The 19,352-nt window shown below is 62.9% G+C and carries 17 protein-coding genes; 1 reads left to right on the forward strand and 16 read right to left on the reverse strand.

What is annotated here, in order from left to right; all coding sequences use genetic code 11:
• Positions 1 to 132: 132 nt before the first annotated feature.
• Positions 133 to 1,299 carry an acyl-CoA dehydrogenase gene (locus tag S4A8_RS05065; protein WP_348765029.1) on the reverse strand — a complete coding sequence of 389 codons (1,167 nt, stop codon included), beginning with the start codon at positions 1,297 to 1,299 and terminating at the stop codon, positions 133 to 135.
• Positions 1,296 to 2,513, reverse strand: a complete 1,218-nt coding sequence (locus tag S4A8_RS05070) for a 3-oxoadipyl-CoA thiolase (protein ID WP_353219284.1) — start codon at positions 2,511 to 2,513, stop codon at positions 1,296 to 1,298. Before S4A8_RS05070 ends, S4A8_RS05065 begins: the two co-directional genes overlap by 4 nt.
• 372 nt (positions 2,514 to 2,885) lie before the next feature.
• Between S4A8_RS05070 and S4A8_RS05075 the strand changes: the two genes are divergently transcribed.
• A complete protein-coding gene (locus S4A8_RS05075; RefSeq protein WP_353179632.1) occupies positions 2,886 to 3,644 on the forward strand; it encodes a class II aldolase/adducin family protein in 759 nt (252 codons plus the stop codon).
• 76 nt (positions 3,645 to 3,720) lie between these two features.
• Here the strand turns inward: S4A8_RS05075 and lipP1 are convergent, their stop codons facing one another.
• From lipP1 to S4A8_RS05145, 14 genes are all read right to left on the reverse strand, one after another.
• Positions 3,721 to 4,671: a LipP1 family hormone-sensitive lipase gene (gene lipP1 / locus S4A8_RS05080; protein WP_353219285.1), complete on the reverse strand. Its 951-nt coding sequence runs from the start codon at positions 4,669 to 4,671 to the stop codon at positions 3,721 to 3,723.
• Between the two features lie 57 nt (positions 4,672 to 4,728).
• Complete coding sequence (locus tag S4A8_RS05085) at positions 4,729 to 5,520, reverse strand: alpha/beta fold hydrolase (RefSeq protein WP_353219286.1); 792 nt, start codon at positions 5,518 to 5,520, stop codon at positions 4,729 to 4,731.
• Between the two features lie 26 nt (positions 5,521 to 5,546).
• Entirely contained in the window at positions 5,547 to 5,717 is a 171-nt protein-coding gene (locus S4A8_RS05090; protein ID WP_353219287.1) for a DUF2256 domain-containing protein, read from the reverse strand.
• A 30-nt stretch (positions 5,718 to 5,747) separates the two neighbouring features.
• Positions 5,748 to 6,185, reverse strand: a complete 438-nt coding sequence (locus S4A8_RS05095; RefSeq protein ID WP_353179626.1) for a GNAT family N-acetyltransferase — start codon at positions 6,183 to 6,185, stop codon at positions 5,748 to 5,750.
• Between the two features lie 24 nt (positions 6,186 to 6,209).
• Complete coding sequence (locus S4A8_RS05100; protein ID WP_353179625.1) at positions 6,210 to 7,316, reverse strand: histone deacetylase family protein; 1,107 nt, start codon at positions 7,314 to 7,316, stop codon at positions 6,210 to 6,212.
• A 90-nt stretch (positions 7,317 to 7,406) separates the two neighbouring features.
• A complete protein-coding gene (locus S4A8_RS05105; protein ID WP_353219288.1) occupies positions 7,407 to 8,345 on the reverse strand; it encodes a ketopantoate reductase family protein in 939 nt (312 codons plus the stop codon).
• A gap of 142 nt (positions 8,346 to 8,487) precedes the next feature.
• On the reverse strand, positions 8,488 to 9,639 hold the full coding sequence (locus S4A8_RS05110) for an acyl-CoA dehydrogenase family protein (RefSeq protein ID WP_353219289.1): 1,152 nt from the start codon (positions 9,637 to 9,639) through the stop codon (positions 8,488 to 8,490).
• A gap of 27 nt (positions 9,640 to 9,666) precedes the next feature.
• On the reverse strand, positions 9,667 to 10,854 hold the full coding sequence (locus S4A8_RS05115; protein ID WP_353219290.1) for an acyl-CoA dehydrogenase family protein: 1,188 nt from the start codon (positions 10,852 to 10,854) through the stop codon (positions 9,667 to 9,669).
• 23 nt (positions 10,855 to 10,877) lie between these two features.
• On the reverse strand, positions 10,878 to 12,965 hold the full coding sequence (locus tag S4A8_RS05120) for a 3-hydroxyacyl-CoA dehydrogenase NAD-binding domain-containing protein (RefSeq protein ID WP_353219291.1): 2,088 nt from the start codon (positions 12,963 to 12,965) through the stop codon (positions 10,878 to 10,880).
• A gap of 77 nt (positions 12,966 to 13,042) precedes the next feature.
• Positions 13,043 to 14,701 carry a long-chain fatty acid--CoA ligase gene (locus tag S4A8_RS05125; RefSeq protein ID WP_353219292.1) on the reverse strand — a complete coding sequence of 553 codons (1,659 nt, stop codon included), beginning with the start codon at positions 14,699 to 14,701 and terminating at the stop codon, positions 13,043 to 13,045.
• Between the two features lie 179 nt (positions 14,702 to 14,880).
• Positions 14,881 to 15,684, reverse strand: coding sequence for a 5'/3'-nucleotidase SurE (surE, locus tag S4A8_RS05130; protein WP_353219293.1), 804 nt, complete (start codon positions 15,682 to 15,684; stop codon positions 14,881 to 14,883).
• Positions 15,685 to 15,744: 60 nt separating this feature from the next.
• On the reverse strand, positions 15,745 to 16,827 hold the full coding sequence (locus tag S4A8_RS05135; RefSeq protein ID WP_353219294.1) for a phosphotransferase family protein: 1,083 nt from the start codon (positions 16,825 to 16,827) through the stop codon (positions 15,745 to 15,747).
• A 2-nt stretch (positions 16,828 to 16,829) separates the two neighbouring features.
• A complete protein-coding gene (locus S4A8_RS05140) occupies positions 16,830 to 17,597 on the reverse strand; it encodes an SDR family NAD(P)-dependent oxidoreductase (RefSeq protein WP_353179610.1) in 768 nt (255 codons plus the stop codon).
• A 64-nt stretch (positions 17,598 to 17,661) separates the two neighbouring features.
• The gene (locus S4A8_RS05145) at positions 17,662 to 18,876 is read right to left on the reverse strand and encodes an acyl-CoA dehydrogenase family protein (RefSeq protein ID WP_353219295.1); all 1,215 of its coding nucleotides are present in this window, start codon (positions 18,874 to 18,876) and stop codon (positions 17,662 to 17,664) included.
• Positions 18,877 to 19,352 lie beyond the last annotated feature (476 nt).

The following is a 19,352-nucleotide window of genomic DNA, read 5'->3' on the forward strand; positions in this document are numbered from 1 at the left end:
CTTATGAACTACCGACGCACGATCGGCACGGCGCGGCTATGGCCCATCAGGCCTCATAGGCGAGCATGAAAAAAGCCTGCCTGGATCAGACCAGACAGGCTTGCGATCCATACCGCTTTTCAGGCGGCGAAGCTAGCCGAACGCCTGAATCCCGGTCTGGGCGCGGCCCAGAATCAACGCATGCACATCGTGCGTGCCTTCATAGGTATTGACCGCTTCCAGGTTCATCACATGACGGATGACATGGTATTCGTCGGAAATACCGTTGCCGCCGTGCATGTCGCGTGCCTGGCGGGCGATATCCAGCGCCTTGCCGCAGTTGTTGCGCTTCATCAGCGACACCATCTCGGGCGCCCAGTTGCCTTCGTCCATGAGCCGGCCCAGACGCAGACAGCCCTGCAGGCCGAGCGTGATCTCGGTCTGCATGTCGGCCAGCTTTTTCTGGATGAGCTGGGTGGCGGCCAGCGGACGCTTGAACTGCTTGCGATCGAGCGTGTAGCTGCGCGCGGCATGCCAGCAGAACTCGGCCGCGCCCATCGCGCCCCAGGAAATGCCGTAGCGGGCCTTATTCAGGCAGGAGAACGGGCCTTTGAGGCCTTCCACGTCGAGCCGGTTTTCTTCCGGCACGAAGCAATCGGAGAGCATGATTTGACCGGTGGCCGAGGCCCGCAGCGAGAACTTGCCTTCGAGCTTGGGCGTTTCCATGCCGCCGAAGTCGCGCTCGACCACGAAGCCGTTGATCTTGCCGTCGAGATTGGCCCAGACCACCGCCACGTCAGCGATCGGCGAGTTGGTGATCCAGTTCTTGGCGCCGTTCAATACATAGCCGCCGTCGACCTTCTTGGCCTTGGTGCTCATGGAACCGGGGTCGGAGCCGTGATCAGGCTCGGTCAGCCCGAAGCAGCCGACCCATTCGCCGCTGGCCAGCTTGGGCAGGTATTTCTCGCGCAGCGTTTCGCTGCCGAAGGTATAAATGGGGAACATCACCAGCGACGACTGCACGCTCATCGCCGAGCGATAGCCCGAATCCACCGACTCCACTTCGCGGGCGAGCAGGCCATAGCAGACATGGTTCAGGCCGGCGCCGCCGTACTGTTCGGGAATGGTGGCACCCAGCATGCCGAGCTCGCCGAGCTCGTTCATGATCTCGCGATGAAAGATCTCGTGGCGGTTGGCCTCGAGCACGCGCGGCATGAGGCTGTTCTGACAATAGTCATGACCCGCATCGCGGATCATGCGCTCGTCTTCGGTAAGCTGCGCGTCGAGCAGCAGTGGATCGGACCAGGCGAAATCTTTCATGAAGAGGCTCCATTCTTTCGTTCGATAAGCATGGCCACACCCTGCCCGATGCCGATACACAGGCTGATCAAGGCATAGCGGCCGTTAATACGTTCGAGCTGACGCAGGCCGGTGAGCGCCAGGCGCGCACCCGAGGCACCCAGCGGATGACCGACCGCGATCGCGCCGCCGTTGGGGTTGAGGCGTTCGTCGTCGCCAGCCAGCCCCAGCTGATGGCAGCAGCCCAGCACCTGGGCCGCGAACGCTTCGTTTATTTCGATGACGTCCATATCCTTGAGCGTAAGCCCCGCGCGATCGAGCACCTTCTGGCAGGCGCCGACCGGGCCGAGCCCCATGACTCGCGGCGGCACGCCCACGACACCACCGGCGATGATACGCGCCCGCGGCTTGATCCCGGCGGCTTCGCCGGCTTTTCTCGAGCCGATGATCAACGCCCCCGCGCCATCGTTCACGCCAGAGGCGTTGCCGGCGGTGATGATGCCGTTGGCCACGATCGGCGGCAGCTTGGCGAGCTTGTCGATGGTGCTGCTCGGGCGCGGATGCTCGTCGGCGTCGACCGACAGCGGCGGCTGCTTGCGCCCCTGCGGCACGTCCAGCGGCATGATCTCGTCATTGAAGAAGCCGTCAGCACGGGCGGCTTCGTAGCGCGCCTGCGACTGGGCCGCATAGGCATCGGCCGCCTCGCGGCTGATACCGAAGTCCTCGGCGACGTTCTGGGCCGTTTCCGGCATGGCATCGGCGCCGTACTCGTCGAGAATCTTCGGATTGGGAAAGCGCGCGCCGATCGTCGAATCGAATACCGAAACATTGCGCGAATAGGCCTTGTCGGCCTTGGCCATGACGAATGGCGCGCGGCTCATGGATTCCACCCCGCCGGCGATCACCAGCGCGCCTTCATCGACCGTGATTGCACGGGCGGCATCGACAGTCGCAGCCAGTCCACTGCCGCATAACCGGTTGACGGTCTGACCCGCCACCGACACCGGCAAGCCAGCCAGCAGGCCTGCGTGACGCGCCACATTGCGCGCATCCTCGCCTGCCTGGTTGGTACAGCCGGCGATCACATCCTCGTAGTCGTTGCGATCGAACGGGTTGCGTTCGACAAGCTGGCGAATGACCGCCGCAAGCATATCGTCCGGGCGAACCGGAGCGAGCACGCCGCCATGGCGGCCGAACGCGGTTCGCAGACCGTCGTAGATATAAGCGTCGAGCATGCCATCTCCATCAGCTATCGCGACCCGATGTCGCCGCAACCGCCGTCGGCGTTGCACCGGCGGCATCGCGTTTTTTTTCGCATTGTTATTCGTTGTGGGCTCGAACACGGCCGTGCGCCGACCGAGCGGCGAACAAAGCACAGCGCTCAGGCTACACTCAAGAGGCCGCGCTTGCCGAAACACCGTTTCGAAAACCGCGAGCAAGAATAGGCGGTGGCCGAATACAACGCAACCGCAAGCACGGGTAGCGCGGCGCTATGCGCCCGCCTGCATCCAGGTTCAACGCGTGGATTGACCCCACTCCGAGCAGGGGCTACTTTGCCTGACAGCAAAATTGCGTTTTACAAATAACTTGCCCATAGGAGGAGACTCATGGCAGATGCCGCGACCCATCGTTCGCCCCGGATGACCGAAGAGGAATGGCAGGTCCGCAAGGATCTCGCTGCTGCCTATCGACTGGTATCACTCTACGGCTGGGACGATCTGGTGTTCACCCATCTTTCGGCGCGCGTGCCCGGGCCGGAGCATCATTTCCTGATCAACCCCTACGGCTGGCTGTTCGACGAAATCACGGCGTCGTCGTTGGTGAAGGTCGACGAGGACGGCCAGATCGTCGACCCCGGCGCCACCAACCGCGTGAACCCGGCCGGCTTCACCATCCATAGCGCGGTTCATATGGCCCGCGAAGAAGCCGGCGCCGTACTGCACCTGCACGCCGCCGACGGCGTGGCCGTCAGCGCGCATCCCGACGGGCTGCTGCCACTGAGCCAGACCGCCATGCTGTGTATCCCGCATATCTGTTTCCATGAATACGAAGGCGTGGCACTGAACCTGGACGAGCGCGAGCGTCTTGTCGCCGATCTGGGCGATCACGACATCATGCTGCTACGCAATCACGGCACCCTTACGGTCGGCAAGAACGTCGGCGAAGCCTTCACCTATATGTATTTCCTGATGAAGGCCTGCCAGATCCAGGTACGCACGCTGGCCATGGGCGCCGGGCACATGCCCTCGCAACAGGCCCTGGATACCACCGCCCAGCAGGCCCAGAGCCTGGGTGCCGGCCACAAGCTGGCCTGGCCGGCCCTGATCCGCAAGCTCGAGCGTATGGGCAGCGACTACGCGACCTGAACGCTGCCGACGCGTGGGTGCGTAGACAAACCCCGGCGCAGCGACGCGTCGGGGTTTTTTCATGCTGGCCCGAATGCTAGTCGGCCTGCGCGAATACCTGCCTGAGCCGCGCGCCGCAGGCTTCGAGACATTCGCCGGCCACATCGAGCACGCCCGGCATATTGATGAACCCGTGGATCATGCCCGGGTAGTGCAGATGTTCTGCGGCGTTGCCATTCGCACGCAGTTTTTCGTAATAGGCGATATCTTCGTCGCGCAACGGGTCGTAGCCGGCGGAGACGACGAGCGCCGGCGGCAGGCCGCTGAGGTCGTCGGCTTGTAGCGGCGACGAGTAGGGATCGTTCGCGTCGGCCGGTTCGCCACTGAAGTAGTGGTTCATGAACCAGTCCAGCAACGAACGCGTCAGCCGATAGCCCTCGGCCAACTCGCTATGCGAGGGCTGGCTGCGGGTGCGATCGGTCCCCGGATAGATGAGCAATTGATAGATGAAATCCGGGCCGCCCTCGGCCCGCGCTTTCAGACAGGTCACCGTAGCCAGATTGCCGCCAGCGCTGTCGCCACCGATGGCGATACGGTCGCGACGCACGCCCAGCGCCTCGGCCTGCTCGACGATCCAGTTCACCGCCGCCCAGCAATCCTCGACCGGCTTCGGGTACGGGTATTCGGGCGCCATGCGGTAATCCACCGAAATCACCATGCAGTCGCCGTGGCTGGCCAGATGACGACAGGGAATATCGTGACTGTCGAGACTGCCGATCACATAGCCGCCGCCGTGGATATAGATCAGCAAGGGCATGGCCTCGCCGGCCGGATCGCGCGGAGTATACACGCGCAGGCCGATATCGCCGAGCGGCCCCGGGGCGGCGATATCGCGCACCGCGAACATCTGCGGCGGGCGGCCGCCCACCATGGCGCAGCCTTTTTCGTACTGTAGGCGTGCCGCCTCGGGCGAGAGTGTTTCCAGAAGTGGCAAATCACTTTGTTCGGCGGCCTGGAGTACACGGGCGGCCGGCGGGTCGAGTGTCATGGGCAATCTCGATGCGGCGACGCGATACCCCGTCGCCGGTATGAAACAAAAATACGACTAGTCGATACGTTGCAGAAACGCCTCGATCGCGGCATTGACCGGCTGCGGGTGGGTCAGATTCGCTGCATGCCCGCCGCCCGGCACGACGACCAGCTCGGCATCGGCCAGGTTGTCCGCCAGCTGCTGCGCGCGTTCCATGGGAATGGCCATATCGGCATCGCCGTGCACCACCAGCGCCGGTTGCGCGATCTGACCGAGCTTGGCAGTAATATCGTCGCGCGAGGTCAACGTATGAAATGCGGCCAGCAGGTTATGCGACTGCCAGGCACGCCATTTGTGTTGCCAGTGGGCGGTTTGCTTGGCATCGGCGCCGAGGATGATGCCGGCGATCGTATCCGCGATTTCCTCCGGCAGACCGTGGGTCGCCCAGGTATCGATCATCTGCTTGTAGCCGGGCAGATGGTCGGGGTTCTCCTGTCCGGCCTGGGTATCGAGCAGAATCAGCGCGCGCACACGACTCGGGTGCGTCAACGCACAGCGCAGGCTCAGAAAACCGCCCTGGCTCATGCCGGCGAGAATCGCCTGCTCGATGCCCAGATGATCGAGCAGACCGATCAGATCATCGGCCGAATCATAGTAGCTGAATGGCGCCGGCGTCTGGCCGCTGGCGGTCTGGCCATGCGCTCGTTCGTCCCAGACGATGCAGCGGTAGCGATCCTGAAAGGCCGCGACCTGGTGAGCGAACATTTCATGATCCATGAGCAGACCGTGCGAGAACACGATCGCCGGCGCATCGGCGCCGCTGTCCTGATAGAAGATCTGCTGTCCATTGATCGAAGCAAACGGCATCGGGCTCTCCTCGTCGTTATCAGTTGTCATTCGCGCAAGCGCGCATTGGCGCGCTGCTTGTACGCCCGCTTGCAGGCCTGACTGCAAAACCGGATCGCCGGCCAGTCGCGTGCCCACTTCCTGCGCCAGGCAAACGCCCGCTCACAGTAAAGACAGTTTTTGGCGGGCAGGTCCGCCTTCCTGCGCATTCGTCCCATGTCCGCACTCGCTGTACCCAGGGGCCGCGCTCACGGATAGCGAAGCACATCCTCGCCATGAAAATGCTGGCCGGTATCGACGAAACCGTGGCGCTCGTACAGGCGGCGCGCGGCGGTATTGTCCGGGGTGAGGCTGATCAGAATCGGCGCGTCCGGGCGTTCGTCCTTGAGCGTGTCGATCAACGCCTGCAGGGCCAGTCCGCCATAACCGCCGCCCTGCCAGGCGGTATCGATCATGAAGCGCGGAATGTTGTAAGCCTCGCGCGCGGGCAGGTATTCGGCCATCGCGAAACCGATGAGCGTGGCGTTGGCATAGATGGCGTAGGGTTCGCAGCTCGGCTGCACATAGGCCTCGGCCAGCGAATACAGATTGGAGGCTACGCGCGTGGCCTGTTCGGGCGACAGGCGCAAGTGAATCACCTGCTGCCAGTTGCTCAGATCGACCGGGCGCAGTGTTACCGTCGGCATGGGGTCGTCACTCGGCATCGCAGATCATTCCATATCGGCAAACGCTGAACGGTGGAATTCGGCGATCTCGGCGACCTCATCCACCCCCGGCTCACGGACCGTGGCCGGTGTACCGCCGGCCATCACCTCGAGCACCCGGTGCGTGCAGCGGGCCAGCGTGTCCGGGTTGTAGCCACCCTCCAGCGCCATCACCAGCCGACCGTCGCAATACTGATCGGCCAGGCGCTGCACGATCCCCGCCAGTGCACTGTAGCCATCGAAGCTCATGTTCAGACACAGCTCCGTACGGTGGGCGTCCATACCGGCCGATACCAGAATCAGCTCCGGATTGAACCATTCCGCGGCCGGCACGAGGATATCCTCGAATGCCTTGATAATGGCCAGGTCGCCGGCATCCTCGGGCAGCGGCACATTGACCGTCGTGCCTTCGCCCAGGCCTTCGCCGATTTCCTCCAGATCGCCGGTGCCGGGATAGAACGGCGCGGCGCGATGGGTATCGAAGAACATCACGCTCGGATCGGCCGCGAAGATATCCTGCGTACCGTTGCCGTGATGCGCATCCCAGTCGATGATCAGCACGCGCTCGATATCCCAATGGAACTGGGCATGGGCCGCGGCCACCGCGATATTGTTCAACAAACAAAAACCGCGCGCGCGCACCGCATTCGCGTGATGCCCGGGCGGGCGGCAGATCACGAACGCTGACTGGGCCTTTTTCTCGAAGACGGCATCGATCGCGGCGATGGTCGAGCCGGCGGCCACCTCTGCCGCCTCGAGACTGCCGGCGGACACCGCGGTGGTATCCACATCCAGCCAGGCCTGTTTACCTTCCAGCTCGTGCAGGCTTTCCAGATAGGAGGTGGTATGCACGCGATTCAGCTGCTCCTGGGTCGCCTTCTGGCCGGTGGCGACACGCACGCCGGCAATGGGCTCGGCGCTGAGCAGCTCCTTGATTGCGATCACCCGGCCTGGATGTTCGGGGTAACTCCATTTGGCCTCGACGCCGAGCCCGTCGAGGATATGCCGAATCCGCTTATCCATGCGGCCCGGCAGAAATTCTTCCTCGGCCTCGGGTCGGTGCGCGAGCACCCGTTCGTCGTAAATCACCAATACGTCACGATCGCCCACCACGGCAGATACTCCTTGGTAACCCTCGCACGAGCCTAACAGCTGCCCCACGGGGGCCGTTGGTCACGGCCAAGAATAAACAATTCGCAGCAGCTACGCCTGTTTATCGCCCAATACCTCGCGCATGGCAAACGTCACGCGCATGGTTTCCAGGCGCGGCACATCCACGCCGTGCCGGTGGGCGATGTCCACCACGTTACCCAGAATCGCCTCGATCTCCATCGGTCGGCCGTTGAGATAGTCCAGGGCCATGCTGTTGATATAGGCCGGCATCTTGCGGGTACCGGCGATGTTCTTGTCGATGGCGTCTTCGGGCATCGGATAGCCGTCGGCCGCGGCGACCGCACACACCTCGGCCATCATCGCCCGGGCCAGCGCCTCGCCGCCGGGCGTATCCAGCAGAGTGACCGTATCGGCACCGCCGGCCAGCACCGACAACGGGTTGAACGGCGTATTCCAAAGGCTCTTGCGCCAGCGCTCGCCGACCACGGCCTCGGAACGTTTCACATCGATGCCGCCGGCCTCGAACAGCGCTGCGATCGCGCGACATTCCTCGCTCACGCCTTCGGGCCAGCTCCCCATGGTGAGTGCGCCGAACGCCTTGTGCTCGATTTCGCCGGGCGCGACACGGCTGACCGCAATGAACGCCAGACAACTGATAATCGGATTGTTCGGCAAGGCATCGGCGACTTCACGTTCGATATCGATACCGTTTTCGATGAGCACGACACGGGTGTTGTCGCTCACCCAGGGCTTGATCAGGGCACCACGGTCGATCGACGACAACACCTTCACGCAGCAGATCACGTAGTCGGCTTCGCCTTCGGGCGTATCGCCGTCACGATAGACCGCGTCGGGCCGGTACGACAGATCGCCCAGCGGGCTGTCGATTCGAAAGCCGTCCGCCTTGACCGCGTCGTACTCCGAACGCAGCACCACGCTTACATGGCAACCGGCACGCTTGAGAATCGCGCCATAGAAACTGCCGATCGCACCGGCACCCACCACGACAACACGTGTGCTTTCACTCATCGCAAATTCCTTTTCGGTGTTGCAGCGCCGGCACGTACACCGGCCCGCGCTTCAATGTAACGCCAAGTGCGCTAAAAACCTAAAAAAAACGGGCTGCCGGCAAGCACCGACAACCCGTGATTCGCCAGCCGCGACGCCCGGATCAGGCGGCGGCGTTTTCCTCGACCAGCAGGTCGATGAGGCGGTCGGTGTGGTAGTTGCCATCACCCAGGTAATGGTCGATCAGCACGATCCGCTTGGCGTAATGCGAGATGGAGGATTCGTCCATCATGCCCATGCCGCCGAACAGCTGGATCGCCTCTTCGGCCACGTGGCGGCCGGCCTTGCTGACCATGGCCTTGGCCGCGGCCAGACGCTGACGACGCTCGGCGTCCGGGGCCTCCAGCGAACAGGCCGCCCACAGCGCCAGCGAACGCACTTTCTCCAGCGAAATACGCATGTCCACCATGCGATGCTGCAAGGCCTGGAAGCTGCCGATCGGCACGCCGAACTGCTTGCGTTCCTTGATGTAGTCCAGGGTCAGATCGCAGGCCACTTCCATGGCACCGGCGGCTTCCGCGCACAGGGCGATAATGCCGCGATCCAGCGCGTACTGCAGCGGCACGGCCGCGCCGCCCTCTTCGCCGACCAGCGCATCGGCGCCGACCTTGACGTTGTCGAGGCTGATTTCAGCGGCCCGGTGGCCGTCGAAGGTCGTATAGCCTTCGCGCGACACGCCGTCGGCGTCGCCATCGACAAGGAACGCGCTCAGGCCATTCTTGCCCGGGTTGTCGCCGCTGCTGCGGGCGATCACCAGCAGCCGGTCGGCGCTGTCGCCGCCGAGCACCACAGCCTTCTTGCCGGACAGCACGTAGCCGTCGCCGTCCTTGGTTGCCGTGGTTTCGATCCAGAACGGATCGTAGCGGCCGTTCGGCTCGTAGCAGGCCAGCGCATACTTCTGCTCGCCGCTGATGATCGGCGCCAGGGCGTCCGCCTTGGCATTGTCATCGAGGGCGGCATCCAGGAAGGTACCGGCCAGCACCACGGTCGACAGATAGGGCTCGACCACCAGACCGCGGCCAAAGCCTTCGGCTACCACCATCAGCTCGGCGCCACCGCCATCGAAACCGCCGGCGGCTTCCGAGAACGGCACCGCCAGCAGGCCGAGTTCGGCGAACTGGGACCACACCTCGGCCGAGTAGCCGGGTTCGGATTTGATGATCTTTTCGCGCTGCTCGAAGCTGTACTGATCGGCCACCACGCGGTCGACCATGTCCTTGAGCATGCGCTGCTCGTCGCTATAGGAAAAATCCATTGTCTATTCCTTTTCCTGCGTACCGGACTACAGTCCGAGGATCGCCTTGGAAATGATGTTCTTCTGAATCTCGTTGGAGCCGCCGAAGATCGACAGCTTGCGCAGATTGAAGTACGTGGAGGAGGCCGAGGCCGAGAACTCGGGGCCGAAGGCGTCTTCGCCCACCTCGAGATCGGGGAACGGCAGCGCATAGGGGCCGGCCAGCTCGCGATAGAGATCGGAGATCTTCTGGCGCACTTCCGTGCCCATGACCTTCAAAAACGAGCTTTCTGCGCCGGGCACGCCGCCGGCCTCGGCCGCGGAGACCACACGCAGGTTGGTCATTTCAACGGCCATGAGTTCCAGCTCGAGCTCGACCAGGCGCTCGGCCACGCGCGGATGTTCGATCAGCGGCTTGCCTTCGGCCTGCTCGCTGCGCGCGATCTGCTTGAGGTGCTCCAGCGCGGCCTTGGAAATACCCACGCCCGCGATACCGGTACGCTCGAAGGTGAGCAGGTACTTGGCACAGGTCCAGCCCTTGTTCTCTTCGCCGACCAGGTTTTCGACCGGTACCTTGACGTTGTCGAAGAACACTTCGTTGACTTCGTGCGCACCGTCGAGGGTGATCAGCGGACGCACGGTCACACCGGGGGTATTTTCCATGTCCACCAGCAAAAACGAAATGCCTTCCTGCTTCTTGACCGTGGTATCGGTACGCACCAGTACGAAGATCATGTTCGCGTGCTGGCCGAGGGTGGTCCAGGTCTTCTGACCGTTGACGATGTAATGATCGCCATCACGCTCGGCGCGGCACTTGAGGCTGGCCAGGTCGGAACCGGCGCCCGGCTCGGAATAACCCTGGGCCCACCAGTCCTCGCTTTTGAGGATACGCGGCAGGTAGTAGTCCTTCTGTTCCTGGGTACCGAACTTGATGATCACCGGGGCGACCATGTTCAGGCCGAACGGCAGGATACGCGGCGCGCCCGCTTCTGCACTCTCTTCCTCGAAGATGTGCTTCTGAATCGGGCTCCAGCCCGGGCCGCCGTATTCCTTCGGCCAGTTGATCGCCAACCAGCCTTTTTCATACAGCGCGCGCTGCCAGGTGATCATATCCTCCGGCGAGACATGCTCGGACGACTTCACCTTGTCGGAAATTTCCTTGGGCAGTTTCTCTGCCACGAAGGCCCGGACCTCGTCGCGGAATGCGAGTTCGGCTTCGTTATATTGAATATCCATTGATTACTCCGTAGTGCGCAGCGTTACAGGTCGCCGAACTTGCGGCCTTCGCTGGCCAGCTTTTCCAGCAGGGCCGACGGCTGCCAGACCGGATCGCCCGATTCGTCGTAGAACTGTTTGACCTTGGCATGGATCGTGTCCAATCCGACCTGGTCGGCCCAGAACATCAGACCGCCCCGGTAGACCGGGAAACCGTAGCCATAGATCCATACGATATCCACATCCAGCGGACGCATGGCGATGCCTTCCTCGAGGATCTTGGCGCCTTCATTGACCATCACGTAGAGACAGCGTTCCAGAATTTCCTGATCGCTGACCTCGCGGGTCTCGATGCCCTTCTCGGCACGATACTTCTCGATCTCGGCCATGGCCGTTTCCGACGGACGCGGGGTGCGATCGCCTTCGGCGTAGTCGAACACGCCGCCGCCGGTCTTCTGGCCCCAGCGTTCCTGCTCGGCCAGAGCGTCCATCCAGTCGCGCTCGGGCGCGTTTTCCGGATCGTCCTCACGCAGGCCTTCACGAATACGCCAGCCCACGTCTAGACCGGCCAGGTCGGCCATGGCAAACGGGCCCATCGGCAGGCCGAAATCGAACAACACCTTGTCGACCTGCGAGGGTGTTGCGCCTTCGTTGACCAGCTTGACGGCCTGGGCCTGGCGCTTATGCAGGATGCGGTTGCCCACGAAGCCGTTGCACACGCCCACCAGCACGCCGACCTTGCCGATACGCTTGGACAGGTTCATCACCGTGGCGATGACTTCATCGGAGGTCGCCTCGCCGCGCACGTTCTCGAGCAGCTTCATGACGTTGGCCGGCGAGAAGAAGTGCATGCCGATCACGTCTTCGGGGCGCTTGGTGGACTGGGCGATTTCGTTGACGTCCAGCGTCGAGGTATTGGTGGCCAGAATCGCGCCGTCCTTGCAGACGCGATCGAGCTCGCCGAACACCTGCTTTTTGACCTTCATGTTTTCGAACACGGCCTCGATGACCAGATCCACATCGGACAGGTCGTCGTAAGACAGCGTCGTGCTGATCAGCGACATGCATTTTTCGACCTGGTCGCTGGTCATGCGGCCTTTCTTGGCGGTCGCTTCGTAGTTCTTGCGAATGAGGGCCACGCCCTTGTCGAGCGCTTCCTGTTTCATTTCCAGGATCTTGACCGGGATGCCGGCCGACAGGAAGTTCATGGCGATGCCGCCGCCCATGGTGCCGGCACCGATGATGCCCACCTGCTTGATCTCGCGCTGCGGCGTTTCCTTGGAAATGCCGGGCACCTTGCCCACTTCACGCTCGGCAAAGAAGACGTGGCGCTGGGCCGCGGATTCCGGCGAATTCAGCAGTTCGGTGAACAGCTCACGTTCGCGCTTCATGCCGGCCGCGAAATCCAGTTCGGTGGCCGCCTGAACTGCCTTGATGCAGTGGAACGGGGCCAGAAAGCCGCGCTTCTTGCGGGCAATGGACTGCTCGAACTCGGAGAAGACGTTCTCGCTTTCCTTTTCGACGGACAGCTCGCTGACCTTGCGCCGCGGCGCGCCGTCGGCCACCAGTTTTTCGGCATAGGCAATCGCCTCGGCCTTGAGATCGCCGGAGACGACTTCATCGACCACGCCCATTTCCTTGAGCTTGGCGGCCTTCATCGGCTTGCCTTCGACGATGGCCTGCATGGCAGCCTTGGCGCCGATCAGGCGCGGCAGACGCTGGGTGCCGCCGGCACCCGGCAGCAGGCCGAGGTTGACCTCCGGCAGGCCCATCTTGGCCGAATCCAGGGCCACGCGATAATCGCAGCCCAGGGTGATTTCCATACCGCCGCCCAACGCGGTGCCATGTACGGCCGCGATCAGCAGCTTGTCGCTGTTTTCCAGCGTCTGCACGACGTCGGGCAGACCCGGCTCCTGCGGCGGCTTGCCGAATTCGCGGATATCGGCACCGGCCGGGAAGGTACGCCCGCCGCCGATGATCATCAGCGCCTTGGCGCCGTCGTCGGCCAGGCCCTTGTCCAGGGCGTCGACAATGCCCTGGCGCACGGCGTGCCCGAGCGCATTCACCGGCGGATTGTCGACCGTGATGACGCCAATATCGCCATCGCGTTCATAGGAAACCACTTCGCTCATAACTACTCCTTGTCCAATCGGTTGCCGGGCACGCAGGCCCGGTGTGTTTATTCGTTGTTTGAGTCGCGATTACCGCATCAGCCCGCCTGCGGCCATTCCTGTTCCTGCAGGGCACGCCACATCAGCTTGCCGGTGGGCGAGCGCGGCAGGGTTTCGCAGATTTCGATCACCCGCGGGACTTTATAGGCCGCCATGTTTTCGCGACACCACTCGCGAATCTCGTCGGCCGTAGCCGCATCGGCGCTGTTGAGCACCACACAGGCTTTCACGCTTTCGCCGCGGCGCGGATCGGGCGTGGAGATCACGCAGGCCTCGCGAATCGCCGGATGACGATACATCAGGCTTTCCACCTCGGCCGGCCAGACCTTGTAGCCCGAAGCGTTGATCATGCGCTTGACCCGGTCGACGATGAAGAAATAGCCCTCGTCGTCGTAATAGCCGATATCGCCGGTGCGAAAGAAGGACTTGCCATCCAGATCGATGAAGGCCGCTTCGGTTTCCTCGGGCCGACGCCAGTAGCCGGTAAACACCTGCGGACCATTGGTCACGATCTCGCCGACTTCGTTGGGGCCGAGCTCGGTCAGCGTTTCGGTATCGACGATGCGCGAATCCACATCGAACACCGGTATGCCCAGACACTGGGGCTTGGGCGCATCGAACGGGTTGATATGGGTACCCGCGATCGTCTCCGACAAACCATAGCCTTCGATATAGCGCAGGCCGGTGAGCTTGAACAGCTTGTCCGACACCGCCGCGGGCATGGCTGCGCCCCCGCCGCCGATGTTTTCCAGGCTCGACAGGTCGTAGCTTTCGATCTCGGGATCGGAAAGCATGTCGATTGCCATGGTCACGATGTTGGTCCAGCGGGTGATGCGATAACGCTCGATGAGCTTCGCCGCGGTGCGGCGTTCCCAGCGCGTCATCAACACCACCGTCGCGCCGATGAAAATCGGCGCGTTCATCCCGTTCTGCATTCCCGTGACATGGAAATACGGCAGCGTGGCCAGTGACTTGCCTTCGGAGGTGCTACGACTCCAGTAGACACTCTGCACGGCGGTGGCCATGACCGAGCGGTGGGTATGCACACAGCCCTTGGGCGCGCCGGTGGTGCCGGAACTGTAGGGCAGCACGCACAGATCGTCGGGCCCGGCCTCGTGCGCACGCGGCGTGTGCCCGGCATTGATCGCATCGGCCCAGAGTACGGCCTTGTCGCTGGCCGCCGCCTGCGTGTCGGCCTTGACCTCGGCGGGCAGATCCAGATCGGTGGGCTCGGTGACATAGTCGCCGTAGTTGGCCACGATCGCCTGTGCGAGCTTGCCGCTGTCGAGCAGCGGTGCCACCGCTTCATAGCGTTCCTGGCCACAGATGCAGATCGTGGCGTCGGTGTCGTCGGCATAGTGCTCGAGTTCGACGCTACGGTTCATCGGGTTGACCGGCACCACTGCGGCATCGGCACGCAGGATCGCGTAGTAGCCGACCACGAACTGCGGCGCGTTCTGCATGAACAGCAACACGCGGTCGCCGCGCTTGACGCCCTGGGCCTGCAGATAGCCGGCCAGCGCACGCACCTGTTCGTCGAGTTCGCGATAGGACAACGGCGTATCGTAGTAAATGATCGCCGGGCGATCGGGATAGCGCCGCGCCGAAATCTCGAGATTCGTGTACAGGCTGGTCTGCGGCAGGCCCAGCGAATGCGGCAGGTTGGCAGGCCAGACGGCATAGTGCCGATCGAACATAAAGGTCATCTCCTCGCTTTCCAGCGGTCTGCGCTGCCGCACTCTTGCCCGGTGCTTGGCAGGCGATGGCTTGGGTTGCCACGGATGTACAGCGCCTGTCGCACGAGCGACATGCCACGGGCGGCGCACATACCTGACATTTTACAATTGAAATACCGTTTCGTTTTTCAGCGGCTTTTTTACTCTGCAGCCTCGCCGATGTCCAGTCGCCACTGCCCGTGATCGGCCGTGTCAGCCAGCAGTGCTTCGTCGCACCGGCTGCCATGCAAGGGCGTGGCGGAGACATAGCCATCGCGCAGCGCGACCACATCGGACAGCGGATCGGCGATGGCCGTGGTATCGCGCTCGAAGCTCAGCCAGTGATACACCAGCCCACGCCCATCGGTGCCCGCGATCAGCCGCGGGGCGACGATGGTACCGTTGGACTGCCGGGTAAAACGTAGCCCCTGTATCGTCTCGGGCGCCCGCATGGGGAAATTCAGATTCCAGCAACAACGCCGGTTCGAATCCCGTGCCACCCATAGTTGGCGTATCGCCTCGACCGCATAGGCTTCGGTGGCTGTGAAGTCGAGCGCGCCGCGGTCGTGAAACGCCTGGCTCAGCGCGATCGCCGGGATACCCAGATGATCGGCCGCCAATACCGCACCCACGGTGCCCGAATACATCACCGAGTCGGAGAGATTCGCGCCCCAGTTGACCCCGGACAGCACGAGATCCGGCGGATCGTCGCGTAGCCAATCGGCCATGGCGACCATCACGCAATCGGCGGGCGTGCCGGTGAGCGCGTAGCGCCGGGTGCCGTATTCGGTCACGCGCAGCGGGTGGTGCATGGATATGCCCTGGCCCACGCCACTCTGGTCGGCCATGGGCGCGACCACCCAGACCTCGTCGGCCACCGCGGCAGCAATGCGTTCGGCTACGGCCAGGCCGGGCGCATCGACGCCGTCGTCGTTGGTCAGCAGAATTCGGCGAATCGGCTTCATGGCATTGTATGGCTGTCGGATACCGGCAGGCGCAGTCTCGCATGCGCCTGTGTCGATCGTTTAATCATGCGCACGGGCCACGGCCCAGCCGCGTTCGGCGATCAAACCGGCACGCCGGCCGACATTCAATGCATCGCTGTTGCTCGCGTTGCCCTGCAATGCACGCGCATACACGCCCTGCAGAATCGCGGCGGTACGAAACAGCGAAAACGCCACGAATACCGGCCAGTCGTCGATCGGCGCCAGCCCGCGGGCCTGGCGATAACGCTCGAGTTGCTCGGCCTCGGTCGGAATGCCGTGGGCGGCCAGGTCCAGCCCTTCCACGCCCCGCACACCGGCCACGCCATGCGGCAGGTAATAAGGCATGCAGGCATAGGCCAGGTCCGCAAGCGGATGGCCGATGGTGGCCAGCTCCCAGTCGAGCACCGCGGCCACGTCGGTTGAATCCGGCGCGATCAACAGATTGCCGATCCGAAAATCGCCGTGGGCGATCGCGGGCGTGGTGTCGTCGGGGATGTGGTCGGTCAGCCACTGGCCGAGCGCATCCATATTCGGGTCGGTTTCGGTGGCCGAGGCCTCGTACTGGCCGCGCCAGCGTTTGATCTGGCGTTCGACATAACCGTTCGGCCGGCCGAAATCGGACAATCCCACCGCCTCGACATCCACATCGTGCAGCGCGGCCAGCGCATCGATGAGGCCGCGATAGATCTCGCCGCGCTCACGGGCCGCCAGTTCCGGCATGGCCGGATCGCCGAATACACGCCCGGGCACATAGTCCATGACATAGAACGGCGTACCGATCACGTCGGCATCCTCGCAGTGCACATGCATGCGCGGCACCGGTACGCCGGGCGCGTCGACCAGCGCCGACATCACCCGGTATTCACGGTCGATACGATGGGCCGAGGGCAGAATCTTGCCCGGCGGCTGTTTGCGCAGCACGTAGTGGCGCGAGGCCTCGGCACCGCCCGTGGTCAGAAAAAAGGTCGGATTCGATTGCCCGCCCTGAAACTGGCGCACCTCGAGTCCGCCCTCGACCAGCCCATGGTCATGTAGATACTGTGCCAACGCATTCTCATCGAAGCGGTGCGCCTCGCGCACCGCCACGATTTCCGGCGCGCCGGCCTGGTTCTTTTCAGCCATGGTTAGCTGATCGTCTCGCCGCCATCGGCGACGAGCGTCTGCCCGGTTACATAGGCACTGGCGTTAGTGGCCAGGAAGATGGCGACGCCGGCAATATCCACCGGTTCGCCGATACGCCGTACCGGCGTACGTTGTTCGGCCTGTTCGAGCCGCTTCGGATCTTCGACCAGCGCCTTGGCGAAATCGGTGCGGACCAACCCGGGCGCGATGGCGTTCACACGAATATTCTTCGGCCCCCATTCGACGGCCAGATTACGCACCAGCGCGGCTTCGGCAGCCTTGGACACGCCATAGGCGCCGATCACGGTATTGCCGCGCAGGCCAGCGATCGACGACAGCACGATCACGTTGCCGCCGCCTTGCTCGGCCATGCCGGGCAGCACCATGTTGCATAGCCAGAACGTGCCGCGCACGTTGGTTTCCATGATCTTGTCCCAGGCCTCGTCGGAAAGCTCTGCGGTGGTGCCATAGACCGGGTTGGTCGCGGCATTGCACACCAGCACATCAATCTGGCCATAGGTTTGTTTCGTCTTGTCGACGAGATTCTGCAGGTCTTCTTTCTTGCCCACATGACAGGCAATCGCGATGGCATCGTGGCCGGCCTTGCGCAGCTCTTCGGCCACCGGCTCGCAGGCTTCGCTCTTGCGGCTGGAAATCACCACCTTGGCACCGTGCTCGGCCATCTGCCAGGCAATTGCCTTGCCGATACCGCGGCTCGAGCCGGTAATGACGGCGACCTTGCCGTTCAAATCAAACAAACTGGACATCAAATTCTCCTCACGTTGACAAACGCGTGCCGGCGACCCGCAGGCCGCCGGCACAGGGCCGACAAAGCTAGCCGCGGGCTGCGCGCTGACGGCGCAGTTCGAGCTTGGCGATGCTGTCCAGATGCACTTCGTCCGGGCCGTCGGCCATACGCAGCGTGCGCACGTTCGCCCAGGCGGAGGCCAGGAAGGTGTCCTGACACACGCCCATCGCGCCGTGTGCCTGAATGGCACGATCGAGCACGTTGAGCGCCATCTCGGGGGCGATGACCTTGATCATGGCGATTTCCTGGCGGGCTTCCTTGTTGCCCACCTCGTCCATCATCTTGGCGGCCTTGAGCGTGAGCAGACGGGCCTGTTCGATTTCGATACGCGAACGGGCGATGTTCTTGCGAATGGAGTCGAACTCGGAGATCTTGCGGCCGAACGCCTCACGACTTTCCACCCGTTCGCACATGGCTTCCAGTGCCCGCTCGGCGATGCCGATGGTGCGCATGCAGTGATGGATACGTCCCGGCCCCAGACGACCCTGCGCGATCTCGAAACCACGGCCTTCCCCCAGAATCAGGTTCTCGGCAGGCACGCGCACGTTGTCGTAGTGGATTTCGGCATGGCCCTTGGGGGCATGGTCATAGCCGAACACGTGCAGTGGCCGCTCGATGGTCACGCCGGGGGTATCCAGCGGCACCAGAATCATCGACTGCTGGCGATGCTTTTCGGCGTTCGGGTCGTTCTTGCCCATGACGATCGCGATCTTGCAGTTACGCGCCATCGCACCGGAGGACCACCACTTGCGGCCGTTGACGATGTACTCGTCGCCGTCGCGCTTGATTTCGGTGGCGATATTGGTGGCATCCGAAGAAGCCACGGCCGGCTCGGTCATCGAGAAGCAGGACTTGATCTTGCCTTCCAGCAGCGGCTCCAGCCACTCTTTCTTCTGGGCTTCACTGCCGTAGCGCTCGAGCACTTCCATGTTGCCGGTATCCGGCGCGCTGCAGTTGAACACGATCGGCGCGATCGGCGAGCGGCCCATGATTTCGCACAGATGCGCGTAGTCGTAATTGGACAGCCCGGCGCCGTAATCGCTTTCCGGCAGGAACAGGTTCCATAGACCTTCGGACTTGGCCTTGGCCTTGAGCTCTTCCATGATCGGCGGCCAGGCCCAGCGATCTTCGGCTTCCTCGTGCTGTTTTTCGTAGACCGGTTCGGCCGGGTAGACGTGTTCGTCCATGAACGCGAGCAGCCGGGCGTGCAGATCCTCGGCCTGCTTGGATAGTGCAAGCATGATCTCTCCTCATTGTGGCGGACTGTTGTGCTCGCACCCGTTTGCGCGGGCAAACGAATCCAAGCGTGTTCTTGTACCGACCGGAAACTGACACAGCCCGAATGGGTCGTCAATTTAATGAAATGCAGTTTCGAATCGGCATGAACGATCGTTCGTTTTCGCGACGCGGGATATCCTCTGATTGGTCCGTTCACGGATCATGCAAAGGCCGGCCCCGAAACCGAACGATCGTTCACCGAACTCGACCATACGCCGAGTCGCGATAAAAATCGACTGTTTATTGCCGGTTTTCGATGACCGGTGCAGTAGGCTTGAGTAATCGGGGTGGCCCCGCCGCTGGCGAGCGCCCGTGACCCCATGGCTGGCTTAGGTGTGATCTTTCAGTAGGTTGTTCATCCGGGCCACTGACCTTAAAGCTGATGGGTGTCGAATCCTTCAAGCTTCAGGAGTGACCCGGATGAACACCCACAAGAATG

The sequence above is a fragment of the Salinisphaera sp. S4-8 genome, from assembly GCF_040361235.1.
Lineage (GTDB): Bacteria > Pseudomonadota > Gammaproteobacteria > Nevskiales > Salinisphaeraceae > Salinisphaera.